The sequence below is a fragment of the Nereida sp. NH-UV-3 genome (genome assembly GCF_042939535.1).
Taxonomy (GTDB): domain Bacteria; phylum Pseudomonadota; class Alphaproteobacteria; order Rhodobacterales; family Rhodobacteraceae; genus Nereida; species Nereida ignava.
Genome location: NZ_CP132157.1, coordinates 2,217,189 through 2,233,015 on the forward strand (window position 1 = coordinate 2,217,189; position 15,827 = coordinate 2,233,015).

Here is a 15,827-nt window from a genome sequence, read left to right on the forward strand (position 1 = left end):
GACCTCTCCTGAAACGCCCCCTTGCGGGGCGTTTTTTACACCAAGCTACGCGGGCAGCATGTTCTAAATATGCGTCGCGGGATCAGCATAAGATGGCTGCCGTTGCTGACGGTGCTGGCGATGCTTGGTCCCGTCGTGGCCGGATTGCTGGGCACCATAGCGCCCGCGTTTGGGTATTTGCCCGCGGCCAATATGACAGAATGGACAGTGGCTCCATTTGTGGATTTGTTTCGCTGGGGCGGCTTTCCACATGCAGTGGTGCTCAGTGTGACAACGGGATTTTTGGCAACGTCTCTGTCGCTTTTGATCACAGTTTTGATCATTGCGGGGTGGCACGGCACGCGGGCGTTTAACCTTATCCGGCGTTTGCTGTCCCCGTTACTTTCGGTCCCACACGCGGCCGCGGCGTTTGGTATTGCGTTTCTGATCACCCCATCGGGATGGGTGGCACGTGCATTCTCGCCATGGCTGACAGGTTGGGAGCGTCCGCCAGATGTGCTCATCGTTCAGGACCACTGGGGCCTTGCGATGGTGGTTGGCCTCGTTGCCAAAGAGGTGCCATTTTTGCTGCTGATGAGCTTGGCAGCCTTGGGACAAGTCAATGCAAAATCAAGCGCCACAATCGCCGCCGCCTTGGGGTATGGGCGTGTAACCGGCTGGCTTAAAACAGTTTTCCCACGGGTCTACGCCCAGATCAGGTTACCGGTTTATGTTGTTCTGGCTTATTCTATGTCAACTGTTGACGTGGCCATCGTGCTGGGTCCGAACACGCCGCCGACTTTATCTGTTCAAATCGTCAAATGGATGTCTGATCCGGATTTGGCGATGCGACTTGAAGCGGCCGCAGCAGCGCTGGTTCAGCTTCTACTTGTTATTGGCAGCCTGATCTTGTGGCGCGGCGGCGAGATTTTGGTTGGCATATTGGGTGCCAAGTGGGTGATGCGCGGAACGCGAAGTTTCGGTGATAATGCTTTGCGGATCGTTGGCCTTGGGGCAGGCGTACTGGTTTGCACAGGCGTTCTTTTGGGGCTCGTCTCATTAGGGGTATGGAGCGTTGCAGGGCTTTGGTCATACCCAGACGTACTGCCTGACAGCCTAAGTGCGCGTTCATGGTCACGGCACTGGGGCAACATTTTTGATACCGGTATAACCACTTTGCTGATCGCAGTTTGTGCAACGTTCATAGCGGTTTTGTTGACGCTGGGATGTTTAGAGGCTGAATACCGCTTTGACTTCACCATGTCAGAGCGAGGTGTGTTTTTGCTCTATCTACCTCTCATGGTGCCGCAAACCGCGTTCCTGCCGGGCCTTCAGACACTGATGCTGTCCACTGGGTTGAAGAGCGGATTTGTTCCTGTGGTTCTGGCGCATTTGGTCTTTGTGCTGCCTTATGTTTTTCTGTCTTTGTCGGATCCGTTTCGGGCTTGGGATGTGCGGTTCGGCACGATTACCGCCGCCTTGGGGCGTTCTGCAAACGGAGTCCTTTGGCGGGTGCGCTTGCCCATGTTACTGGCGCCTGTCTTGACTGCTGTAGCCGTTGGGTTTGCCGCTTCCGTCGGTCAGTACCTGCCCACACTTTTGGTCGGGGGCGGGCGACTGTCGACCTTAACAACCGAAGCCGTCGCCCTTGCCGCGGGGGGCGACCGCCGCGCGATTGGGGTTTATGGCTTGGCCCAAACTGTTGCTGCGATCCTGCCGTTTGCAGCAGCACTTTTGCTTCCTCAGATCATTTGGCGTAACCGTCGGGGGCTGTCTGATGCCTAATTTCTACGCCCGCAAAGGACACATTAAATGAGCCACGAACTGCACCTTGATAATATCCGTATTTCCAAAGATGGGCGTGAATTAATCTCGATTGACCAAACAGTTGCTGCGGGTGAAGTGCTATCTGTTATGGGGCCGTCAGGTGCGGGCAAGTCGACTTTGCTTAACTATATTATTGGTACTTTGCCGTCTGATTTTACGGCAACAGGGGCGGTGCTGCTGAATGGTGCAAATCTATGCGCCTTGCCCTCTAATCAGCGGCAAGTCGGCATTCTGTTTCAAGATGATCTGCTCTTTCCACACATGAGTGTTGGGCAAAACCTAGCCTTTGGGCTAAGCGCAGATGTTCGGAGGGCCGATAGGCTCGCGCGCATTGATCAGGCTCTTACAGAGATTGGCTTAGAGGGGTTTGCGAACCGTGATCCAGAAACCCTGTCCGGTGGGCAAAAAGCACGGGTTGCGTTGATGCGGATGCTATTGTCGGAACCGCGTGTTTTATTGCTGGACGAAGCATTTTCACGGCTGGACACGGAACGCCGTGACCAGATCCGGACACTTGTGTTTGATACCGCGCGGGCGCGTCAGCTGCCCGTCATTATGGTCACCCACGATCAAGCAGATGCTGACGCAGCAGGTGGCCCTGTGTTCTATCTAACTGACTGATCTTACGCCTATTCTGCCAAATGGCAGGCCACCCGCGCACCTCTGACCACACGCATTTCGGGACGCTCAGCCGAACATTTCGCCGTAGCGATCGGACAACGTGGGTGAAACGCGCAGCCAGTGGGCGGGTTAATTGGGTCAGGTATTTCACCTTGTGGCGGATCAATCTCACGGCCAAACCCATCCATCTTTGGGGCGGCTGCCAAAAGCATCTGGGTGTAGGGGTGCTTGGGGTTCTCAAACAGCTCATCCGGTGTAGCTTCTTCCACAAGACGGCCCAAGTACAGCACACCAATTTTGTCGCTGATGTGCTGAACCACTGTCAAATCGTGACTGATGAACAAATAGGTCAGACCAAGGTTTTCCTGCAGGTCTGACATCAGGTTCAGCACCTGCGCCTGTACTGACACGTCCAGCGCACTGGTCGGCTCATCACATACAATCAGCTTTGGTTCACTGGCCAAAGCGCGGGCGATACAAATGCGCTGCCGCTGGCCGCCGGAAAACTCATGGGGAAACTTATCTGCGTCCAGCGACGACAAACCGACTTGCTCAAGAAGCTTTTCTGCAAGGCCAACAACATTGCCGCCACGGGCCGATACAGGTTCGTTGATAATCTCACGCACACGCCATCGCGGATTGAGGGAGGCGTACGGATCCTGAAAAATCATCTGGATGTCACTGCGCGCTTTATCAAGCTTGCCGCTGTCTGTCTCGCGGCTCAGATCGATGTCGTTGATCAGCACGCTGCCATCCGTTGGCTTCAACAAGCCCACGGCCATTTTGCCGATGGTTGATTTGCCCGAGCCGCTTTCGCCAACAAGTGAATAAACCGTCCGTTCCTCAACATCAAAACTAACGTCTGACACGGCGGTGAGCATCGCTTTGGGAAGCCGCTCAATGACGCGGTTGAGCCACGGTTTTGAGACGTCAAAAATGCGGGTGAGGTTTTTGACCTGGATCATCGCCATTACGCTGTTTCCTCAGCCGGTTGTTGTATTGGAAAGTGGCATGCAGACCGCCCACCATTCAGTTTTGGGCGGGGCTCTGCACGGCAAATGTCTTGGGCAAATTCACAGCGCGGATGAAAAGCACAGCCCTCGGGCATGGCCGTTAAGCGCGGCATTGAACCTGGAATTTGGCGCAGGCGTTTTAGGCCTTTGCTGGCCAGCGGCGTGGAGCCCATTAGCCCGTCTGTGTATGGGTGTTCGGGGTGTGTGACCACATCGCGTACGTTGCCCAATTCGGCCAATCGTCCAGCATACATGACGGCTACGCGGTCGGCGGTTTCGGCTATGACGCCCATGTCGTGCGTGATCAGCATGACAGCCGTGCCACGGTCACGACACAGCCGTTTAAGTAGAGCGATGATCTGCGCTTGTACCGAAACATCAAGCGCAGTCGTCGGCTCGTCCGCAATAATCAGCGACGGTTCAGCGCAGAGCGCCAAAGCAATAACAACGCGTTGGCGCATGCCACCGGAAAATTCATGGGGATAGCTATCAAGGCGTTGGGCCGCTGCGGGAATACCAACCTCATCCAAGGCCGCAGCCGTGCGTTTGCGTGCCTCATCGCGCGAGATGTCCAGATGCTCAAGCATTGTTTCAGTTAGCTGATCGCCGATGCGCAACAGTGGGTTAAGCGAGGTCAGCGGGTCTTGAAAAACCATGCCAATATGCTTGCCGCGCAACCGACGCATATCTTCGCCTTCAAGCTGATCAATACGCGCGCCGTTCAGCCAAATCTCGCCGCCCGTAATTTTTGCGGGATGGTTCAGCAGGCCAATCACAGCATTACCTGCCATTGATTTACCGGCGCCGGACTCGCCGACAATTCCCAAAATTTCACCGCGGTTGATATCATAGTTAATCTGATCAACAGGCCGCAAAATACCGCCACGTGTCGGTATTTCGACAGTGAGATTGCGGATCGATAAGACAGCTTCAGACATGGGGTGGTCCTCGGGGTTAACCAGTTACGTCGCGGCTTAGCGCAGTTTTGGGTTTAGGGCGTCGCGCAACCAATCGCCCAGCAAGTTCACGGCCAGCGCAAGGGCCAGAAGGGTGCAAGCAGGGAACAGCAAAATCCACCACTCGCCCGAGAACAAAAAGCCCTGACCGATACGGATAAGCGTGCCAAGAGATGGTTGCGTCGGCGGTGCGCCTACGCCCAAAAATGACAGGGTTGCTTCGGCAATGATTGCCAAGGCAAGCGAGATGGTTGCAATGACCAGCACAGGGCTCAGCACGTTTGGCAGGATGTGGCGCAGCATGATTGCGCCGGAGCCGCGGCCAATTAAGCGGGCTGCTTGGACATATTCTTTGTTCTTCTCAACAAGGGTCGCACCACGTACAACACGCGCAAATTGGACCCAATCGGACAAGCCAATTGCCACAATCAAGACCCAGATTGCCATTTGATCACGGTACTCGACGGGGGTGATCCCCTTGGCCACGCCAAAGATCAGCATGGCAACCAAGATCGCCGGAAAGGTCAGTTGAACGTCTGCGATCCGCATGATGATGGTCTCGACCCACCCTCCGACATATGCGGCAACAAGGCCCAAAGTGATGCCCAGAACCATTGCAAACCCAACCGCTGCCGCACCCACAAATAGTGAAATGCGAAGCCCGTAAAGGATGGTTGAGAACACATCGCGGCCCTGATCATCGGTGCCCAGCCAAAAGGTTTCGCCAGTGAATGCGTTGGGCTCCATCGGGCTTGAAAACCCGTTCATCAGGTTCAGGGAGGCCGGATCAAATGGGTCGTATGGTGCGATTAACGGCGCAAAAATTGCTGCCAACACCATCAACATCACAACTGTGAAAGAGATCATCGCAACGGGCGAGCGGCGGAATTGATAAGCAAAATCGCCATCCCACCAATGGGCAAGGCGTCCGCGCGGTTTTGGAGCAGGCGTTGTATCAGCCATGATTAATGTCCTCCCGAACGGTCAGCGCGCAGACGCGGATCAATTGCAAAATAAAGCAGGTCGACGATGAGATTAATTGCCACAAACATCACTGAAATAAGCATCAAATAAGCGGCCATCACAGGGATATCGACGAACTGAATAGCGTTAATAAACAGCAACCCAACGCCGGGCCACTGAAACACTGTCTCCGTGATGATCGCAAAGGCGATGATGCTGCCCAGTTGCAGGCCGGTGACCGTAATCACGGGGACCAATGTGTTCTTTAGGGCGTGACGGAAGTTGACTGATTTTTCGCGGATACCACGGGCGCGGGCAAAGCGGATGTAATCCGCGCGCAGGACTTCCAGCATCTCGGACCTGACCAGCCGCATGATCAACGTCATCTGATAAAGCCCAAGTGTAATGGACGGTAATATCAACGCTTTAAGGCCTGATCCGGTCGCAAATCCAGTCGTCCACCAGCCCAGATCAACAACGCCACCGCGCCCAAAGCTGGGCAGCCAGCCCAATTCAACTGAAAACAGATAGATCAGCAGAATGCCGATCAAAAATGTGGGCAAACTGACCCCGATCAATGAGACCGACATGATGGCGTTGGCGGCGAAACCGTCGCGCCTAATGGCGGTGAAAATGCCAAGGACAACACCGAAAAACATCGCAAATCCGGCAGACACCAAGGCAAGCTCAAGGGTGGCAGGTGCGCGTTCGGCGATGATCTCGGCAACAGGGCGGGCTTGGCGGTAACTCAGCCCGAAATCCCCCTGCATAGCACGGCCCAAAAACGCGCCATATTGGACAACAAACGGGTCATCGAGGCCCAACTCTCCGCGCAACCGCTCAATATCGCTTTGGGTGCGTTCCTGGCCCAACAAACTGTCAATCGGGTCGCCTACAAAGCGGAACATCGAAAAGGCGACAAGCCCCACAACGAGCAAGACAATGAAGGACTGAAATAGGCGGCGGAGAGAGTATGCTAACATTGGATCACAGTTGTTTTTGTAGCCGGCGGGGTCAAGAGCCGAGTGTGCGTTTTGGCGGTATTCACGTCGCGGCAATTACATTTTTGTTAAGTGTCATATGCGGGGAAAAAGCGTGTGTCATAAAAAACGCGCGCAGGCCCAAAGACCTACGCGCAAAATTTCGACGGTATCGATTTATGAAAGGGCGCTGTCACAGCGGCTGCAAACGCCGTCGTGCTTGTGGCTTCCAACATCTGGCAGCACCTTCCAACAGCGGGCGCATTTTTCGCCGTCTGCCTTTGCAAAGCTCACGGCGACGCCTGCTACGTCATCAAGGGCGAACGCGCCCTCAGGGCCTACGCCTTCGACAACCGTGATTTGGCTGGTGATGCACAGGTCTGCGAAGTTATCCGCATCGATCAGGGCAAAAAGTTCTGGCGACAAATAGACCGTTGGCGCAGCTTCAAGCGAGGAGCCAATGACTTTTGCCGTCCGCTCACCTTCCAGCGCACCTGTTACGACGCGGCGGATTGCGCGGATTTTGTCGAGCTTCGCAGCCAGCGCGTCATCGCGCCATTTGGCTGGAGTTTGCACGAAGTCAACAAGGTGGACACTTGTTTCAGCCCCGTTTCGCTCAAGCCAGACTTCTTCCATTGTGAAGGTCAAGATCGGCGCAAGCCATGTTGTGAGGCGGCCATACAGAATATCCAGCACGGTTAATGCAGAAAGCCGGCGGTTCGTGTCACCGTCGCAATAAAGCGCGTCTTTGCGGATGTCGAAGTAAAACGATGACAAATCAAGTGTCGCAAAATCGAAGATGGCACGGAACACACCTTGGAAATCGTATTTTGCGTAGCCGTTGCGCACAGTTTCATCCAACACGGCGATCTTGTGCAGCATGAGGCGTTCCAGCTCGGGCATGTCTTGGGGCGCTACGGTTTTTGCCGCATCAAAGTCCGCAAGGCTGCCCAGCATAAAGCGCATCGTGTTACGCAGGCGACGGTAACTATCGGCCACGTTTTTCAGGATTTCCGGCCCGATGCGCAGGTCAGCGGTGTAATCAGATTGGGCGACCCAAAGACGCAAGATATCGGCGCCGTATTGTTTCGTGACCTCTTCTGGTGCGATTGTGTTGCCGATGGATTTGGACATTTTCATGCCTTTTTCATCAAGCGTGAAACCATGTGTCAGCACGCCGCGATAGGGCGCGCGTCCTTTGGTGCCGCATGCCTGAAGCATGGATGAGTGGAACCAGCCGCGGTGTTGGTCGGTGCCCTCAAGATATAGGTCGGCCAAGCCATCTTCAGACCCGTCTTCACGGTCGCGCAGGGTAAAGGCGTGGGTTGAGCCACTGTCAAACCACACATCAAGGATATCCATCACTTGGGTGTAGTCATCAGGGTTCACGATGCCGCTAAGGAACCGCTCTTTCGCGCCGTCTTTGTACCACGCATCAGCGCCCTCAGCTTCGAAAGCTTCAAGGATTCGTGCGTTTACGTCAGCATTACGCAGCAGGTAGTCTGGATCGTCGTGTTTCGCGCCTGTTTTGACAAAGCATGTCAGCGGTACGCCCCACGCACGTTGACGAGACAGCACCCAATCAGGGCGCGCTTCGATCATTGAGTAAAGACGGTTGCGGCCCGTTTGCGGCGTCCATGTCACCAACTCATCGATGCTGGTCAGGGCGCGCTCACGGATGGTTTTGCCGTGTGTGTCCATCCCGTCATCACAGGCTTTGTCGATCGCGGCAAACCACTGTGGGCGGTTCAAACGGATGACAGGTGCTTTGGAACGCCACGAGTGTGCGTCACTGATCGTGATCCGCGCGCGGGCTAGCAAGCCGCCAACCTCGACCAGTTTTTCGATGACTTTCTGGTTCGCTTTGCCCGGCTTCCCGTTTGAGCGCAGGATGACCTCACCGCCGAAAAACGGCAGATCAGCGCGGTAAGAACTGTCGTCCAAGATGTTGAACGTCATTGGAAGACCGTGTTTCAGGCCGATTTGATAGTCGTCGTCACCGTGGCTGGGGGCGGTGTGAACAAAGCCTGTGCCCGCATCGGCAGTGACGTGATCACCGGCCAGCATAGGTACGTCGAAATCCCATTCCCCATCGGCGCCGTCAGCACCGTGAAGCGGGTGGTTTAGGGTCAGTTCAGCAAGCTCGGCGGCGCTTACATCCCCAACACGGGTGTACATTTCAGTATCAAGGCGTGCGGCGGAAAACGCGCTCTCAGCAAGATTATCGGCAAAGAGATATGTTGCGCCTGCCTTGGCCCAACATTCATCTGGCGTGGAATTCACCTTGTACGCACCATAGCTTACTGTTTCGTTAAAACAGACCGCACGGTTTTGCGGGATGGTCCACGGGGTCGTCGTCCAGATCACCACATAAGTTTCTGTCTGACCCTTAACTGCAAAAGGAACCCAGATCGCATCTGTCTGGCGGTCGTGGTACTCAACCTCAGCTTCCGCAAGGGCTGTCTTTTCCACAGGCGACCACATCACAGGCTTTGAACCCTGATAAAGTGTGCCGTTCATCAAAAACGTTTGGAATTCTTCCGCGATCACGCGCTCGGCATGATATTCCATTGTAAGGTATGGATTTTCCCAATTACCAGTGATGCCAAGGCGCTTGAATTCTTCGCGTTGGATGTCGACCCAGCCTTTGGCAAAGTCCCGACACTCACGGCGGAATTCGACCACGTCGACTGCGTCTTTATCGCGGCCTTTCTTGCGGTACTTCTCTTCGATTTTCCATTCGATCGGCAAGCCGTGGCAGTCCCAACCTGGGATATAGCGGGCATCATGACCCATCATCTGTTGGGAGCGAACGACCATGTCTTTTAGGATTTTGTTCAGCGCGTGGCCGATGTGCAAATGACCGTTTGCATAGGGAGGGCCGTCATGAAGCGTGAAGGGCTTGCGTCCAGATTTTTGGCGCAGCTGGCCATAGACGTCCAGTTCTTCCCATCGTGCAAGCCATTCAGGCTCGCGCTTGGGCAGACCTGCGCGCATTGGGAAATCTGTGCGGGGCAGGTTGAGTGTGGTTTTATAGTCGGGTGTTTCGGCGCACATATCGAGCGTCCTTTTTCGTCATATTTTCAATAGAATAGCGAGAGCGGCGTGAGGGTCTCGAACGCCTTGGCCCGGCGGCTCATAAGGTCAGAGCGCCGGGGATATAATTCGAATAATGTGCAGTGATTGAAACATCATGGGGTGCTTATAGGGGTAGGCCTTGTGGCTGTAAACTATGTGGGCGGTGATACTTTGGCGGCGACCCGTGACCGCCGCAGCCAGTATAAGTGCGCAAAGACGCTGAACACTCAATCGGGCGTCAAATTGGTCTAGTGATTGCGCAGTGATTGCAACGGGGGTGATCTGGGGCTAACTGGAGTTCATGCACAGATATGCCTTGAAAATCGAGTACAACGGCGCGCCTTATCACGGCTGGCAGCGACAGGTTGATTTGCCGTCGGTGCAAGGCATGATTGAGAAGGCCATCGGTAAAGTCGCCGGTAGCGCCCATGAGATTGCGGCCGCAGGACGTACCGATGCGGGCGTTCATGCGTGGGCGCAAGTGGCCCATGTGGACATGGAGCGTGATTGGGACACGTTCCGGCTGTCTGAGGCGATTAATTATCATCTGAAACCGAACCCCATTGCCATCATCGGCTGCGCGAAAGTGACCGAGGCGTTTCACGCACGGTTTTCCGCTGTTGAGCGGCGCTATATTTTCAGAATGGTATCGCGCCGCGCCCCAATTGTGCACGAAGCGGGGCTGGTCTGGCAGGTGAAGCCGCCTTTGTCGCTGGAAGCGATGCAAGAGGGGGCCAAGCATTTGCTGGGCTATCATGATTTCACCACGTTCCGTTCGTCTATTTGCCAAGGTCTGACGCCGTTCAAAACGCTCGACCGTTTAGATGTAAGCGAACATCCGTACCCGGGCGGTGCTGAGTTTCGCTTTGATGTGCGCGCGCGGTCGTTCCTGCATAATCAAGTCCGCAGCTTTGTTGGCACACTTGAACGTGTCGGCGCGGGGCATCTTGAACCATCTGATGTTAAACGCAGGCTTGAGGCATGCGAGCGGTCTGCTTGCGGTCCGGTGAGCGCACCGCACGGGCTGTATCTCGCGGGCGTTGGCTATGACGACGACCCTTTCGAATAAAATCAAAACACTGCGGCTTGCCATTTGCGCGCCCAAAAGGAGATCAAACCGATGATGACATGGACCGCGTTAACCACGTTGAACAACAAAGCACAGGCCGAGGCTTTGGGCGAGGCGCTTGAAACGCTGACGCCAGAGCCCACAGGCGTGGGTGTTTTTGAGGTCGAAGACGGTTCGGGCGTTTGGGAAGTAGGTGGGTATTTCATCGAAGCACCTGATGCGGCAGGCCTTGCGCTTTTGGCGGCCATGAACGGAGCGAAAGATTTTGTTGTTTCTGAAGTGCCTGAAACTGATTGGGTCGCCCATGTGCGCCGCGAGTTGCCGCCCGTCGAGGCAGGCCGCTTTGTGGTCTATGGCAGCCATGACGCAGACAGCTTGCCTGAAGGTAAAATCCCGTTGTTGATTGAGGCCGCAATGGCCTTTGGGACGGGGCACCACGGCACGACGCTCGGGTGTTTGATTGCTCTTGATGAGTTGATTGACGCGGGTTTTGTTGGCCAGAACGTTGCTGACATTGGCTGCGGGACGGCCGTTTTGGCGATGGCGGCTGCAAAAGTATGGCCCCAAACAGTTCTGGCCAGCGATATTGATGAGGTCGCTGTAGAAGTGGCGCTTGCCAACGCAAAGGCCAACGATCTGGAGGGGCGCATCACCTGTGTTGAGGCGGCGGGCTTTGATCATCCGACCCTACAAGGTGCCACGCCGTTTGATCTGATTTTTGCCAATATCCTCAAGGGGCCGCTGTTGATGCTTGCGGATGATATGGCTGGCGCATGTGCGCAGGGCGGGCATATCATCTTGTCCGGTATTCTGAATGAGCAAGCCGATGAGGTACAGACTTGCTACAGCAGCGCGGGTTTTGAGCTGCGCAAACGCAGCAGTATCGGTGACTGGACGACCCTCACGCTGACCCGCAATTAACGTTGCCGTAAGAAAAACAGAGCAATTATCTTAAAATTGTGTTAACAAGACCCTCAGTAACGAATGAGTAACTGAGGGCAACGGTATGTCTGATCGGCAAAAGTTTAAGTCCAAAATGAAGCGATTGGCCAAGCAGCAGCGGCGCGCAGGGTATTATCGTACACAGTCTGTAAATCACGATGGCATGGTACTGGGCCGCGCTCCGGCGCGTGGCGGTTTTCCGTGGCACTTGGTGCTTTTGGCTGCTGCTGCGTTTTGGCTATTTAAGGCGTTTGCTTACACAACAAACGGTCCTGCAGCGTATGTTGAACGCGTTGAGGGCTTACAATCATCCGGTGGTTTGGGGGGCTTTGCAGCGTGGATGATGCAAGCGGATAGCCTGACCATCTGGATCGCTCAATATCTACAGGTGTTCGTCTAAAGCGGCCCCTATTTCTGTAGCCAGCACGCATAAAAAAAGCCGCACGGCCAAAGGGCTGTGCGGCTTTTGCTCGAGACACGCCTGAGGGTTTAGAGCGCGTCTACGTCTGCATATGTCAGGCCGACATCTTCCAATTCACGTGCAGATAGCTGCTTGAGCGCTTTGCGTGTCTGGCGCACATCATTCCAAGACTTTACTTTCGCGAAAGTCGCAATGAACGGAGCGGCAACTGTGAATGTGCTTGCTGCGGGTGCGAAGCGGGATGTTTCGATAACGGCCATGATCGTATTCCTTTACTGCGCAAAAATTATGCGTTTATGGGTGCGTGATGGCGCCCATTTAGGCGGGAAAGATATTTCCGGATAGTGAGTATTTCTGCAATGCAGCTATGATCGGACTGCATATGTCGAAAATGAACAAATAGCCTGTCGTTATTGGGCTATTTGCAGGTCAAGCCTGCCCCGATTTGCACCTGAAATGTCGTATTTGGACAAAAGTATCCACAGGTGTTCAGGATGTCGCAGGTCACGAAAACCTTGGCTGTTTTGTAACAATTCGCGAAATACGCCGATATTTGTTTCTGTTTGGCAAATGTTCGCGTTTCGTGCTACTGCTGAAACGCATAAATATAACAGCAGGCAGGCGACTATGCGGATACTGGGAATCGATCCTGGCTTGGCCAATATGGGGTGGGGTGTCATCGAAATGGTGGGCCCGCGTCTGCGTCATGTCGCAAATGGCATCATCAAAACGAAAACCGGTGATTTGGGCGCGCGACTTTTGGCGCTTCACACTGGGTTGAGTGACGTGATCGCACAGCACGCCCCCGATGCAGCAGCGGTTGAGCAGACGTTTGTCAACAAAGACGGTGTCGCCACGTTGAAGCTTGGGCAGGCGCGGGGAATCGCGATGTTGGTGCCGGCACAGGCGGGCCTTACAATTGGTGAATACGCTCCCAATGCGGTCAAAAAGACTGTTGTTGGCGTTGGGCACGCCGCCAAAGAACAAGTACAGCACATGGTCAAAATGCAGCTACCTGGTGTGGTGTTTGACGGACCGGATGCCGCTGATGCCTTGGCAATCGCCATTTGTCACGCCCATCAACGCGGGGTTGGCACCGGCTTGGAAAAAGCTCTGAAGGCACAAGAAATGAGGTCCGCGGGATGATTGGCAAACTTCAAGGACGTCTGGAATACCGCAGTACAGATCACGTTATGCTCATGGTCGGTGGGGTCGGATACGTTGTGTATTGTAACGAGCGTACGCTTGCCTCAATGCCCAATGTCGGTGAGGCAGCCGCACTTTATACGGACCTTTTGGTGCGCGAGGATCTGCTGCAACTTTTCGGGTTTACCACGCTTGCCGAAAAAGAGTGGCACCGGCTTTTGATGTCTGTGCAAGGGGTTGGCGCAAAGGCTGCGATGGCAATTATGGGTACACTTGGCGAAGCGGGGCTTAGCCGCGCCATTGCCATGGGGGATTGGAGCAGCGTGAAAGCCGCCAAGGGCATTGGCCCTAAGACGGCGCAGAAAGTTGTGATTGATCTGAAAGACAAAGCCCCGGCCATTATGGCAATGGGCGGCAGCGTGCATGACGCGCTGGGCCAGACCAAAGCAGTCACAGATGACGTGATTGATGACGGTGACGACGCAGGCGCACAAAACACGCCGCAAGTAGCCAGCATGTCGACCCAGTCCGAGGCGCTCTCTGCGCTGGGCAATTTGGGCTACGCGCCCCAAGACGCGGCGTCGGCCGTGGCGCAAGCCAGCGATCAAGGTGCGCAAGATACAGGTGCGTTGATCAAAGCGGCGTTGAAACTTCTGGCGCCGAAGGGCTAAGGAAGGCCCATGGAAAGTGATCCCACATTGCGCCCCGAGCGGCTTGCCGAAGACAATGATCGCGCATTGCGCCCGCAAGGTCTTGATGAGTTTATCGGTCAGGCAGAGGCACGCGCAAACCTGAAGGTTTTCATCCAGTCTGCGCGTCAACGTGAGCAGGCGATGGACCACACATTGTTTCACGGCCCACCGGGTTTGGGCAAAACGACCCTTGCTCAAATTATGGCCCGTGAGCTTGGGGTGAACTTCCGCATGACATCCGGGCCTGTGCTTGCCAAGGCGGGTGATCTGGCAGCGATTTTGACCAACCTTGAAGCACGCGACGTTTTGTTCATCGATGAAATTCATCGACTGAACCCAGTTGTCGAAGAGGTGCTTTATCCTGCACTTGAGGATTTTGAACTTGATCTGGTGATTGGCGAAGGCCCTGCCGCGCGCACCGTGCGGATTGAATTGCAGCCATTCACACTTGTCGGGGCGACTACCCGTCTTGGTCTTTTGACAACGCCGCTGCGTGACCGCTTTGGCATTCCAACGCGGCTACAGTTTTACACCACCGATGAGCTGCACGAGATTGTCGCCCGCGGTGCGCGGCTTTTGGGCGTTACCGCAGATGATGAGGGCATTCGCGAAATTGCAAAACGTGCGCGCGGCACCCCGCGTATCGCGGGCAGATTGCTGCGCCGTGTCGTGGATTTTGCGCTGGTGGAAGGCAACGGCCAGATCAGCCGTGCCCTTGCGGATAATGCATTGACCCGTTTGGGAGTTGATAAGTTGGGCCTTGATGGCGCGGACCGTAGGTATCTCAGCCTTGTAGCGGAGAATTATCAGGGTGGGCCCGTTGGCATTGAAACAATGGCTGCCGCTTTGTCTGAAAGCCGTGATGCGCTTGAAGAAGTGATTGAGCCTTACCTGCTGCAGCAAGGTTTGATACAGCGCACCCCACGCGGCCGGATGTTGGCACAAAAGGCATGGGATCATTTGGGGCTGGCCGCACCCAAGAAACAGGGCGGCCTTTTTGAATAACGGCGCAGGGTTCACAGATGCATGATCAAGAAACATACACCGCAAAAGACGTAGAGGCCTGCTTTACCCGCTCTGATGGGGCTTATGTTTTTGCCCGTTGGGGCAGGGCGATCGCCCCCGTCATCTTTGGTGTGGATGAGGCGACTTTGGGGGTGTTCAAAGGCGCGTGCGAAGCTGTCGTTAGCCTTGCAGGGCACAAAATGGCGGAAGTGGACCCTGAGATTGGGGCGAACCTGATGGTCTTTTTCTGTTCTGATTGGTCCGAACTTACCGAGGTGCCGCATCTTGAACGGCTGGTCCCTGATCTGGTCCCGCTTGTAGAACGTCTCAAATCTGCTGATGCCAACCAGTATCGCATTTTCCGCTTTGATGATGATGGTGGGATCAAAGCGTGTTTTGTCTTTTTGCGGATGGATGAGGTGCTTGCGGACACACCGGCTGATACAATTGCGCTGAGCCAGATGGCGCAGATGATTGTGCTTTGGTCTGATCAGGCATTTGTTGGCAGCTCTCCCTTGGCGATTGTGCCCGATGGCGGGGTGATCCTGAAGCCGCAAGTGGGTCAACTGATCCGCGCCGCTTATGATCCTGTGCTGCCGGCTGCATCGCGCGATCCGTCCCATGCTTTACGCCTTTTCGCGCGGCTTACGGCGGCAGGTCAGGTCCAATGAAACACCGTTTGCCCATTCGTGTTTACTACGAAGATACCGACATGGCTGGTATTGTGTACTACGCCAATTACCTGAAGTTTATCGAGCGCGGTCGCACTGAATTTGTCCGTGAGCTTGGGGTAGATCAGCGCCAGCTCAAAGAGGACGAGGGCATCGTTTTTGCGGTCCGTCACGTGGACGCGGATTATCTCGGTTCTGCAAAATTTGACGATACGCTGAGCGTTGAGACTGCCATTGAAACGATCACCGGTGTCCGCTTGGTGTTTCGCCAGGATGTACGGCGCGACGGAGCTTTGTTGTTTACGGCGCTTGTGACTATTGTGGCGATCAATGAGGCGGGGGCACCTGCGCGTCTGCCAGCAAATATTCGCCGAAAGTTGCATTAAATCGCGCCTACGCATGCTCAGCGTAGTAATTAAATGAAACATCGCCTATTATGTATGCAATTGGGTCCGCAAAGAGAC

At 55.0% G+C, this 15,827-nt stretch carries 16 protein-coding genes; 10 read left to right on the top strand and 6 right to left on the bottom strand.

Annotation, left to right across the window (positions count from 1 at the left end):
• Window positions 1–69 precede the first annotated feature (69 nt).
• Together NeNHUV3_RS10925 and NeNHUV3_RS10930 are read left to right on the top strand one after the other, a co-directional pair.
• Window positions 70–1,764 (top strand): ABC transporter permease, encoded by a 1,695-nt coding sequence (locus NeNHUV3_RS10925; RefSeq protein WP_391481409.1) that lies wholly within the window; start codon window positions 70–72, stop codon window positions 1,762–1,764.
• A 27-nt stretch (window positions 1,765–1,791) separates the two neighbouring features.
• Window positions 1,792–2,427 carry an ATP-binding cassette domain-containing protein gene (locus tag NeNHUV3_RS10930; protein ID WP_391481411.1) on the top strand — a complete coding sequence of 212 codons (636 nt, stop codon included), beginning with the start codon at window positions 1,792–1,794 and terminating at the stop codon, window positions 2,425–2,427.
• 8 nt (window positions 2,428–2,435) lie between these two features.
• Here NeNHUV3_RS10930 and NeNHUV3_RS10935 read toward each other — a convergent pair whose 3' ends face one another.
• The 5 genes from NeNHUV3_RS10935 to ileS all read right to left on the bottom strand — a co-directional run bounded on the left by NeNHUV3_RS10935 (window position 2,436) and on the right by ileS (window position 9,396).
• Window positions 2,436–3,398 (bottom strand): ABC transporter ATP-binding protein, encoded by a 963-nt coding sequence (locus NeNHUV3_RS10935; protein ID WP_391481412.1) that lies wholly within the window; start codon window positions 3,396–3,398, stop codon window positions 2,436–2,438.
• On the bottom strand, window positions 3,398–4,378 hold the full coding sequence (locus tag NeNHUV3_RS10940; RefSeq protein ID WP_391481414.1) for an ABC transporter ATP-binding protein: 981 nt from the start codon (window positions 4,376–4,378) through the stop codon (window positions 3,398–3,400). The genes NeNHUV3_RS10935 and NeNHUV3_RS10940 overlap by 1 nt, the downstream gene beginning before the upstream one ends.
• A 36-nt stretch (window positions 4,379–4,414) precedes the next feature.
• The gene (locus NeNHUV3_RS10945) at window positions 4,415–5,359 is read right to left on the bottom strand and encodes an ABC transporter permease (RefSeq protein WP_341246220.1); all 945 of its coding nucleotides are present in this window, start codon (window positions 5,357–5,359) and stop codon (window positions 4,415–4,417) included.
• 2 nt (window positions 5,360–5,361) lie between these two features.
• On the bottom strand, window positions 5,362–6,342 hold the full coding sequence (locus NeNHUV3_RS10950) for an ABC transporter permease (RefSeq protein WP_391481415.1): 981 nt from the start codon (window positions 6,340–6,342) through the stop codon (window positions 5,362–5,364).
• Between the two features lie 174 nt (window positions 6,343–6,516).
• Window positions 6,517–9,396: an isoleucine--tRNA ligase gene (ileS, locus tag NeNHUV3_RS10955; protein ID WP_391481416.1), complete on the bottom strand. Its 2,880-nt coding sequence runs from the start codon at window positions 9,394–9,396 to the stop codon at window positions 6,517–6,519.
• Between the two features lie 322 nt (window positions 9,397–9,718).
• Between ileS and truA the strand changes: the two genes are divergently transcribed.
• The 3 genes from truA (at window position 9,719) to NeNHUV3_RS10970 (ending at window position 11,828) form a co-directional block, all read left to right on the top strand.
• Window positions 9,719–10,486 carry a tRNA pseudouridine(38-40) synthase TruA gene (truA, locus tag NeNHUV3_RS10960; protein ID WP_391481417.1) on the top strand — a complete coding sequence of 256 codons (768 nt, stop codon included), beginning with the start codon at window positions 9,719–9,721 and terminating at the stop codon, window positions 10,484–10,486.
• 51 nt (window positions 10,487–10,537) lie between these two features.
• Window positions 10,538–11,407: a 50S ribosomal protein L11 methyltransferase gene (locus tag NeNHUV3_RS10965; protein ID WP_391481419.1), complete on the top strand. Its 870-nt coding sequence runs from the start codon at window positions 10,538–10,540 to the stop codon at window positions 11,405–11,407.
• An 85-nt stretch (window positions 11,408–11,492) separates the two neighbouring features.
• The gene (locus NeNHUV3_RS10970) at window positions 11,493–11,828 is read left to right on the top strand and encodes a hypothetical protein (protein WP_391481420.1); all 336 of its coding nucleotides are present in this window, start codon (window positions 11,493–11,495) and stop codon (window positions 11,826–11,828) included.
• Window positions 11,829–11,917: 89 nt separating this feature from the next.
• On the opposite strand, the gene NeNHUV3_RS10975 is transcribed toward NeNHUV3_RS10970, so the two are convergent.
• Window positions 11,918–12,109 (bottom strand): DUF1127 domain-containing protein, encoded by a 192-nt coding sequence (locus tag NeNHUV3_RS10975; protein WP_048599636.1) that lies wholly within the window; start codon window positions 12,107–12,109, stop codon window positions 11,918–11,920.
• Window positions 12,110–12,476: 367 nt separating this feature from the next.
• Here NeNHUV3_RS10975 and ruvC point away from each other — a divergent pair, with 367 nt between their 5' ends.
• Genes ruvC through ybgC form a run of 5 tightly spaced genes read left to right on the top strand, consistent with a single transcriptional unit; the run spans window position 12,477 to window position 15,749 of the window.
• Window positions 12,477–12,995 (top strand): crossover junction endodeoxyribonuclease RuvC, encoded by a 519-nt coding sequence (gene ruvC / locus NeNHUV3_RS10980; RefSeq protein ID WP_391481422.1) that lies wholly within the window; start codon window positions 12,477–12,479, stop codon window positions 12,993–12,995.
• Window positions 12,992–13,666: a Holliday junction branch migration protein RuvA gene (gene ruvA / locus NeNHUV3_RS10985; protein ID WP_391481423.1), complete on the top strand. Its 675-nt coding sequence runs from the start codon at window positions 12,992–12,994 to the stop codon at window positions 13,664–13,666. The genes ruvC and ruvA overlap by 4 nt, the downstream gene beginning before the upstream one ends.
• 9 nt (window positions 13,667–13,675) lie before the next feature.
• Window positions 13,676–14,692 (top strand): Holliday junction branch migration DNA helicase RuvB, encoded by a 1,017-nt coding sequence (ruvB, locus tag NeNHUV3_RS10990; RefSeq protein ID WP_048599633.1) that lies wholly within the window; start codon window positions 13,676–13,678, stop codon window positions 14,690–14,692.
• A gap of 17 nt (window positions 14,693–14,709) precedes the next feature.
• Window positions 14,710–15,363 carry a hypothetical protein gene (locus NeNHUV3_RS10995; RefSeq protein WP_391481424.1) on the top strand — a complete coding sequence of 218 codons (654 nt, stop codon included), beginning with the start codon at window positions 14,710–14,712 and terminating at the stop codon, window positions 15,361–15,363.
• Entirely contained in the window at window positions 15,360–15,749 is a 390-nt protein-coding gene (gene ybgC / locus NeNHUV3_RS11000; protein WP_391481426.1) for a tol-pal system-associated acyl-CoA thioesterase, read from the top strand. The genes NeNHUV3_RS10995 and ybgC overlap by 4 nt, the downstream gene beginning before the upstream one ends.
• Window positions 15,750–15,827: the final 78 nt, after the last annotated feature.

What these genes read in the sequence shown, in the direction of transcription:
- NeNHUV3_RS10925 (WP_391481409.1), top strand. Translation starts at nt 70, where the DNA reads ATGCGTCGCGGGATCAGCATAAGATGGCTGCCGTTGCTGACGGTGCTG.
- NeNHUV3_RS10930 (WP_391481411.1), top strand. Translation starts at nt 1,792, where the DNA reads ATGAGCCACGAACTGCACCTTGATAATATCCGTATTTCCAAAGATGGG.
- NeNHUV3_RS10935 (WP_391481412.1), bottom strand. Translation starts at nt 3,398, where the DNA reads ATGGCGATGATCCAGGTCAAAAACCTCACCCGCATTTTTGACGTCTCA.
- NeNHUV3_RS10940 (WP_391481414.1), bottom strand. Translation starts at nt 4,378, where the DNA reads ATGTCTGAAGCTGTCTTATCGATCCGCAATCTCACTGTCGAAATACCG.
- NeNHUV3_RS10945 (WP_341246220.1), bottom strand. Translation starts at nt 5,359, where the DNA reads ATGGCTGATACAACGCCTGCTCCAAAACCGCGCGGACGCCTTGCCCAT.
- NeNHUV3_RS10950 (WP_391481415.1), bottom strand. Translation starts at nt 6,342, where the DNA reads ATGTTAGCATACTCTCTCCGCCGCCTATTTCAGTCCTTCATTGTCTTG.
- ileS (WP_391481416.1), bottom strand. Translation starts at nt 9,396, where the DNA reads ATGTGCGCCGAAACACCCGACTATAAAACCACACTCAACCTGCCCCGC.
- truA (WP_391481417.1), top strand. Translation starts at nt 9,719, where the DNA reads ATGCACAGATATGCCTTGAAAATCGAGTACAACGGCGCGCCTTATCAC.
- NeNHUV3_RS10965 (WP_391481419.1), top strand. Translation starts at nt 10,538, where the DNA reads ATGATGACATGGACCGCGTTAACCACGTTGAACAACAAAGCACAGGCC.
- NeNHUV3_RS10970 (WP_391481420.1), top strand. Translation starts at nt 11,493, where the DNA reads ATGTCTGATCGGCAAAAGTTTAAGTCCAAAATGAAGCGATTGGCCAAG.
- NeNHUV3_RS10975 (WP_048599636.1), bottom strand. Translation starts at nt 12,109, where the DNA reads ATGGCCGTTATCGAAACATCCCGCTTCGCACCCGCAGCAAGCACATTC.
- ruvC (WP_391481422.1), top strand. Translation starts at nt 12,477, where the DNA reads ATGCGGATACTGGGAATCGATCCTGGCTTGGCCAATATGGGGTGGGGT.
- ruvA (WP_391481423.1), top strand. Translation starts at nt 12,992, where the DNA reads ATGATTGGCAAACTTCAAGGACGTCTGGAATACCGCAGTACAGATCAC.
- ruvB (WP_048599633.1), top strand. Translation starts at nt 13,676, where the DNA reads ATGGAAAGTGATCCCACATTGCGCCCCGAGCGGCTTGCCGAAGACAAT.
- NeNHUV3_RS10995 (WP_391481424.1), top strand. Translation starts at nt 14,710, where the DNA reads ATGCATGATCAAGAAACATACACCGCAAAAGACGTAGAGGCCTGCTTT.
- ybgC (WP_391481426.1), top strand. Translation starts at nt 15,360, where the DNA reads ATGAAACACCGTTTGCCCATTCGTGTTTACTACGAAGATACCGACATG.